Source organism: Bradyrhizobium sp. CCGE-LA001 (assembly GCF_000296215.2).
Taxonomy (GTDB): domain Bacteria; phylum Pseudomonadota; class Alphaproteobacteria; order Rhizobiales; family Xanthobacteraceae; genus Bradyrhizobium.
Window position 1 is genome coordinate 1,038,256 of the sequence record NZ_CP013949.1, and the last position, 6,745, is coordinate 1,045,000.

A 6,745-nucleotide genomic window follows, 5' to 3' on the forward strand; every position below is an offset into this window, starting at 1 on the left:
CGCAAAGCGGCCTGCGCTCCGCAGCGTCTCCCGTTTGAAATCCTGTTTGAAAATGCCCGGCCGCTACAGGCCGGCCGCTATCAGCGGTTGCTGACCTGCAACGGTCCGCCGGTTGCATCCGACATGCGGGCGATGGCACCGCCGCGGCCGCTCATCATGCCGTCGAGCCGGTCGCGCTCCTTCTCGAAGCTTGCCAGCATCGGACCTTCCAGCGAGCGCCCGCGCGGCAGCTTCACGCGCATCGGGTCGACGAAGCGGCCGTTGACCAGGATCTCGTAGTGGACGTGCGGGCCGGTCGACAGGCCCGATGAGCCGACGAAGCCGATCACCTGGCCCTGCCGCACCTTCTTGCCGACTTCCATGCCCTTGGCGAAGGCCGACATATGGCCGTAGGCGGTCTCGTAGCCGTTGGAATGCTTGATGCGGATGTACTTGCCGTAGCCGCCCTCGGGGCCGGCCTTCTCGATCATGCCGTTGCCGGAAGCGAAGATCGGCGTGCCGTAGGAGGTGGCCCAGTCGACGCCGGTATGCATCTTCACGTAGCCGAGGATCGGGTGGCGGCGCCCGCCGAAGCCGGAGCGCATGATGGCGTTGTTGACGGGTTTCCTGACCAGGAACTTCTTCGCGCTCTTGCCGGTCTCGTCGTAATAGTCGACGACGCCGTCGTCGGGGCTCTGGTAGCGATAGTATTTCTTGGTCTCGCCGCCGACGGTGAGCGAGGCGAACAGCACCTCGTTCTTCTCGGTCGCGGTCACGCCCTCGTCTTCGCCGGCATAGAACACGTCGAACGAGTCGCCCGGCTGCACCTTGCGCTGGAAATCGACGTCGTAGGAATAGATCTTGATCATGTCCTCGATGACCGGCATCGGCACCTTGTTGCGCATCGCGGTCTCGTAGATGCTCTGGTAGAGCCGGACGCCGGAGCCGTCATCATCGTCATCGTCGTCGCTGCTGGCGTTGGCTGCCGCGTCGGCGACGGTGTTCATGCTGGAGACATCGACCGCGACGTATTTGCCGAGATCGGACAGCGCCGCGATCGCCTCGACCATGGTGTCGTTGGCGACGACGACGCGGTAGGGCTGCAGGCGCGCGCCGGGGCTCGCAGGCGCCATCAAAATGCGGAGCTTCTCGCCTTCCTTCAGGCCGCCGTCGCGGCCGCGGGGGCCGAGCGTTACGGTGATCGCCTTGATCTCCTCGGCGGTGGCGCCGAGATCGCGCAGCACGCCGGCGACGCTGTCGCCTTTCTTGACCATGTGGGCGCGTTCGCCGTTGGGATTGCCGCCGGTGATCTGCTCCTTGGTCTTGGGCAGCAGCGTGACGTTTTCGGGCACCACGCGCGTCTCGAAGCCGGCATAGGGATCGGACGACGAGGATTCGGGAGCGTAGGCGCTTCGGATGTCGGAGGGGCCGGTCGCGCCGGACACATCGGCGGTGGCATTGGAGAGCGAGGCGTAGCGCACCCCGCCATTGCCGCGCCAATTGGCGGCATCGCGCACCCGCATCAGGATGTCGTCGAGCGCCACCACGGCGGAAATCTTCGCCTTCGGCAGCACCGGCGACAGGTCCTTGGTGACGAAGGAGACTTCGGCGTCGGGCTCGACGGCCTCGGGATTGTTGGGATCGTCGGAGGCGGTCTTTGGATCGGAGCCGACGTCGGTGAGCAGGCGCTGCGCGTTGAACGGCGGGATCTTCGCCGACAGATCGCTCGTCGTCATCGACAGATTGCCGGCGATGCGGACGAAGGGGCGCACCCGCATCACGTCACGGTTGCCGACGCGGGCGACCGTGGAGACGCGCATGATGTTGCGCGAAGCCGTGGATTCGCTCGGCGGCGGCAGGCGGTCGCTCTTGTGCAGCGTGGCGGCGCGATCGCCGGCGCCGAAGGCACCGCGTAACGCGCCTTCGACCCGCTCCGGCACTCTGGCGAAGGTCATCTCGCCGTCGAGCGACGCGAAAACGGCGCCGCCGATCAGGGCCGCGCCGCAGAGTCCGGTCAGAATCGTCCCGCTGAACCACTGCACCGAGACGCGGCGCCGATCGATGACGGCGGCCTCAGAACCATCGACGGACAGCGGCGGCTCGTGGCCGAGATCGATGATCCCGGTCTCACGCCCGTAAGCGCCGCGTGACGTCCTCTGGTTCAACCCAAGTCCCCCGATTCAACGACCCAAAAGCCCGGTTTCGAGCCGCTTCCCCGGTCGCCCTCTTCGAGGCGTATCGCAGGAAAACGGCACGCCGCATAGGCGCTCGCGGTCAGAAGGCCCCAACGAAGGGCCGGCCGGAATTACGAACAGCTAAACGGAAAAAGGTCTCTCGATGTCTCTCGAATGTCGGAAGAAGGCCGCGTCATCTGCAAGATCGCCTTCCTCTGACCCCATCAAAGTCGCCGGCAGCCCCCACTGGCATCACCCGCGATTCAAGCTTGTCTCTTATCAGAACGCCGCGGGATTGTGGCTCAAGTACGGCGTCAAATATCGAAAAGTTTCTTGAACGGCCCGGGCTTGGCGGACCCTACGGCCGGCGGGGATAGCCGGATTTGAGGGCGGGGAGGGGGCAGCCCCGGGGGCAGGGTCTCGGTCCGGGAAGAGGACCGGGGCGTCCGGGGAGAGGACAGGGGGCGTCCGGAAGGGAGAGCCCAGGGTGGCTCTGGAAGCCCCTCCGGAGCCCGCAGGGGCGCAAACTTTTTTCAGATTTTTGCCGCGCGGTCGCGGTTCGCGAACCTACGAGGCGCCTAACGGCCTGGAATCACTGGAATTTTTTCGATGATCCGCTGTGCGACGATTTGTTGACGATTGGCGTTGACAGCCCGGAAGGCGGGGCCTATAACCCCAACCACTGAGCGCGGCGCCGCCGGGTCACTGACCAAGGCGAGCGAACGCGCCACTGATGCTCCTCACCTTGTTGAGTGACACAACAGCCGACACAAATCGGTTGGAGTTCATTCATCGTCGGTAAGGGTCTCGGAACCCTTCCTCCCAGGAAGGTTGAGGCCTCCACGGTCTCGGGCTGTTTGACAAGTGAAGATGAAGAAAGAGAAACGTGGACGGCGGAGTCCTTGCGGGTCTCGCTTCCGAAAAGCTTCGGCTTTTCTGATCGAGACCGGACGAAAGACTTCGGCGGTACACGTTTCAAAGGAAACACCATCGTTGCCAGCGATGTGAATCGCAGGCAGCACATCGACTTCGGTCGATAATGGTGGGACCTCGTCAAACGTTGTGATCAGCCGGTTCAAAGTTCAAGTCCAACTTGAGAGTTTGATCCTGGCTCAGAGCGAACGCTGGCGGCAGGCTTAACACATGCAAGTCGAGCGGGCGTAGCAATACGTCAGCGGCAGACGGGTGAGTAACGCGTGGGAACGTACCTTTTGGTTCGGAACAACACAGGGAAACTTGTGCTAATACCGGATAAGCCCTTACGGGGAAAGATTTATCGCCGAAAGATCGGCCCGCGTCTGATTAGCTAGTTGGTGAGGTAACGGCTCACCAAGGCGACGATCAGTAGCTGGTCTGAGAGGATGATCAGCCACATTGGGACTGAGACACGGCCCAAACTCCTACGGGAGGCAGCAGTGGGGAATATTGGACAATGGGGGCAACCCTGATCCAGCCATGCCGCGTGAGTGATGAAGGCCCTAGGGTTGTAAAGCTCTTTTGTGCGGGAAGATAATGACGGTACCGCAAGAATAAGCCCCGGCTAACTTCGTGCCAGCAGCCGCGGTAATACGAAGGGGGCTAGCGTTGCTCGGAATCACTGGGCGTAAAGGGTGCGTAGGCGGGTCTTTAAGTCAGGGGTGAAATCCTGGAGCTCAACTCCAGAACTGCCTTTGATACTGAAGATCTTGAGTTCGGGAGAGGTGAGTGGAACTGCGAGTGTAGAGGTGAAATTCGTAGATATTCGCAAGAACACCAGTGGCGAAGGCGGCTCACTGGCCCGATACTGACGCTGAGGCACGAAAGCGTGGGGAGCAAACAGGATTAGATACCCTGGTAGTCCACGCCGTAAACGATGAATGCCAGCCGTTAGTGGGTTTACTCACTAGTGGCGCAGCTAACGCTTTAAGCATTCCGCCTGGGGAGTACGGTCGCAAGATTAAAACTCAAAGGAATTGACGGGGGCCCGCACAAGCGGTGGAGCATGTGGTTTAATTCGACGCAACGCGCAGAACCTTACCAGCCCTTGACATGTCCAGGACCGGTCGCAGAGATGTGACCCTCTCTTCGGAGCCTGGAACACAGGTGCTGCATGGCTGTCGTCAGCTCGTGTCGTGAGATGTTGGGTTAAGTCCCGCAACGAGCGCAACCCCCGTCCTTAGTTGCTACCATTTAGTTGAGCACTCTAAGGAGACTGCCGGTGATAAGCCGCGAGGAAGGTGGGGATGACGTCAAGTCCTCATGGCCCTTACGGGCTGGGCTACACACGTGCTACAATGGCGGTGACAATGGGATGCTAAGGGGCGACCCTTCGCAAATCTCAAAAAGCCGTCTCAGTTCGGATTGGGCTCTGCAACTCGAGCCCATGAAGTTGGAATCGCTAGTAATCGTGGATCAGCACGCCACGGTGAATACGTTCCCGGGCCTTGTACACACCGCCCGTCACACCATGGGAGTTGGCTTTACCTGAAGACGGTGCGCTAACCAGCAATGGAGGCAGCCGGCCACGGTAGGGTCAGCGACTGGGGTGAAGTCGTAACAAGGTAGCCGTAGGGGAACCTGCGGCTGGATCACCTCCTTTCTAAGGATGGTTCTTCAGAAGCTTGCTTCTATCGAACCGTTTTAGAAACATCAGTGGCCAACAGATCGCCAGATCGTTGAGCTGCATTGGCGGGATTTCGCCGTCTACGTTTCTCTTTCTTCGCGGACGAACACGCGCCGGGGCTGCGCTGTGCGATTGCATCTGCGCTTGTCGCGGTTGCTTGCACGCAAGACCCTAGTCCTGATGAGGATAGCGTTAGGGGCTTGTAGCTCAGTTGGTTAGAGCGCGCGCTTGATAAGCGTGAGGTCGGAAGTTCAAGTCTTCCCAGGCCCACCACTTTCATCGAGCGGGCATTCGTCTTCTGGTTACGGGGCCATAGCTCAGCTGGGAGAGCGCGTGCTTTGCAAGCATGAGGTCGTCGGTTCGATCCCGTCTGGCTCCACCAGATGGCTTGATCACCGAGATCTTGTACCGTCGTCCGCGAAACATCACTTCGCATTCACTAGTCTGGATAGACAGTGAACTGCGTGTTTTCTGACATCGTAAAGAGGAGATCGATCCGAGTTGGGTCGTGCAGCATATCGTTGCGCGGGCCTTCATTATCTCCGGATCATTTTCGGCGCTCGACGCTGACCGCAAGGTTGGCTGCGAGTTGTAAAATGATCCTTTTAGCGAAGCTTGACCGCCTCGCTATCGGAACGATCTTACGAAGCAAGCTGGTCTTTCTAGTCAATGTCCGGCTGTACGTAGCATTCATCGAGGGTGCGCGCCGCAAGGCAATCGTACAGACAACATTCTGCCGAGTGTGTGGACATTGATAATGAGAGCAATCAAGTGCCTTAAGGGTGTTCGGTGGATGCCTTGGCGCTGAGAGGCGATGAAGGACGTGCTACGCTGCGATAAGCCGTGGGGAGCTGCGAAGAAGCTTTGATCCATGGATTTCCGAATGGGGAAACCCACCTTCGATAGCCGGAACTCCAAGACCTTGTGTCTTGGTGTTCGACCAGAAATGATCGGGACCATGACCGCGAGGTTTTGGATTTCCGGTTATCAAGAGAAGGTATGAGACTTCTGAATACATAGGAGGTTTCAAGCGAACCCAGGGAACTGAAACATCTAAGTACCTGGAGGAAAGGACATCAACAGAGACTCCGTTAGTAGTGGCGAGCGAACGCGGACCAGGCCAGTGATACATCAAAGACAATCGGAACCAGTCAGGAAAGCTGGGCCTCAGAGGGTGATAGCCCCGTACGAGTAATGCGATGATGTATCCACGAGTAAGGCGGGACACGTGCAATCCTGTCTGAACACGGGGGGACCACCCTCCAAGCCTAAGTACTCCTCAGCGACCGATAGTGAACCAGTACCGTGAGGGAAAGGTGAAAAGCACCCCGACGAGGGGAGTGAAATAGACCTGAAACCGGACACCTACAAACAGATGGAGCCCAAGATTCGTTCTGGGTGACATCGTACCTTTTGTATTATGGGCCAGCGACTTAATTTAACGAGCAAGCTTAAGCCGATAGGCGAAGGCGTAGCGAAAGCGAGTCTGAATAGGGCGTCAAGTTCGTTGTATTAGACCCGAAACCTAGTGATCTAGCCATGAGCAGGTTGAAGGTGAGGTAACACTCACTGGAGGACCGAACGGGTGCCTGTTGAAAAAGGCTCCGATGACTTGTGGTTAGGGGTGAAAGGCCAATCAAACTGGGAAATAGCTGGTTCTCCGCGAAAGATATTTAGGTATCGCCTCGGATGAATACCTCAGGGGGTAGAGCACTGGATGGGCTAGGGGGACTTACCGTCTTACCAAACCCAACCAAACTCCGAATACCTGAGAGTACTATCCGGGAGTCACACGGCGGGTGCTAACGTCCGTCGTGGAGAGGGAAACAACCCGGACCTACAGCTAAGGCCCCTAATTCGTGGCTAAGTGGGAAAGGATGTGGAAATCCCAAAACAACCAGGAGGTTGGCTTAGAAGCAGCCATCCTTTAAAGAAAGCGTAACAGCTCACTGGTCTAAATAAGGGTTTCTGCGCCGAAGATGTAACGGGG

At 58.9% G+C, this 6,745-nt stretch carries 1 protein-coding gene, 2 tRNA genes and 2 rRNA genes (1 of these 5 cut by a window edge); 4 read left to right on the forward strand and 1 reads right to left on the reverse strand.

Translation table 11 applies throughout. The features are described 5' to 3' along the window. Positions 1-80: 80 nt before the first annotated feature. Positions 81-2,144 carry a M23 family metallopeptidase gene (locus BCCGELA001_RS05035; RefSeq protein WP_060734760.1) on the reverse strand — a complete coding sequence of 688 codons (2,064 nt, stop codon included), beginning with the start codon at positions 2,142-2,144 and terminating at the stop codon, positions 81-83. Positions 2,145-3,242: 1,098 nt separating this feature from the next. Between BCCGELA001_RS05035 and BCCGELA001_RS05040 the strand changes: the two genes are divergently transcribed. The 4 genes from BCCGELA001_RS05040 to BCCGELA001_RS05055 all read left to right on the forward strand — a co-directional run. Then, positions 3,243-4,731 (forward strand): 16S ribosomal RNA (locus tag BCCGELA001_RS05040). Between the two features lie 220 nt (positions 4,732-4,951). Beyond that, positions 4,952-5,028: transfer RNA gene (locus BCCGELA001_RS05045), tRNA-Ile, on the forward strand. A 33-nt stretch (positions 5,029-5,061) separates the two neighbouring features. Continuing rightward, a tRNA-Ala gene (locus BCCGELA001_RS05050) sits at positions 5,062-5,137 on the forward strand. Positions 5,138-5,520: 383 nt separating this feature from the next. Continuing rightward, positions 5,521-6,745, forward strand: a 23S ribosomal RNA gene (locus BCCGELA001_RS05055); it runs 1,621 nt beyond the window's last position. Together the 16S and 23S rRNA genes with 2 tRNA genes alongside form the textbook arrangement of a ribosomal RNA operon.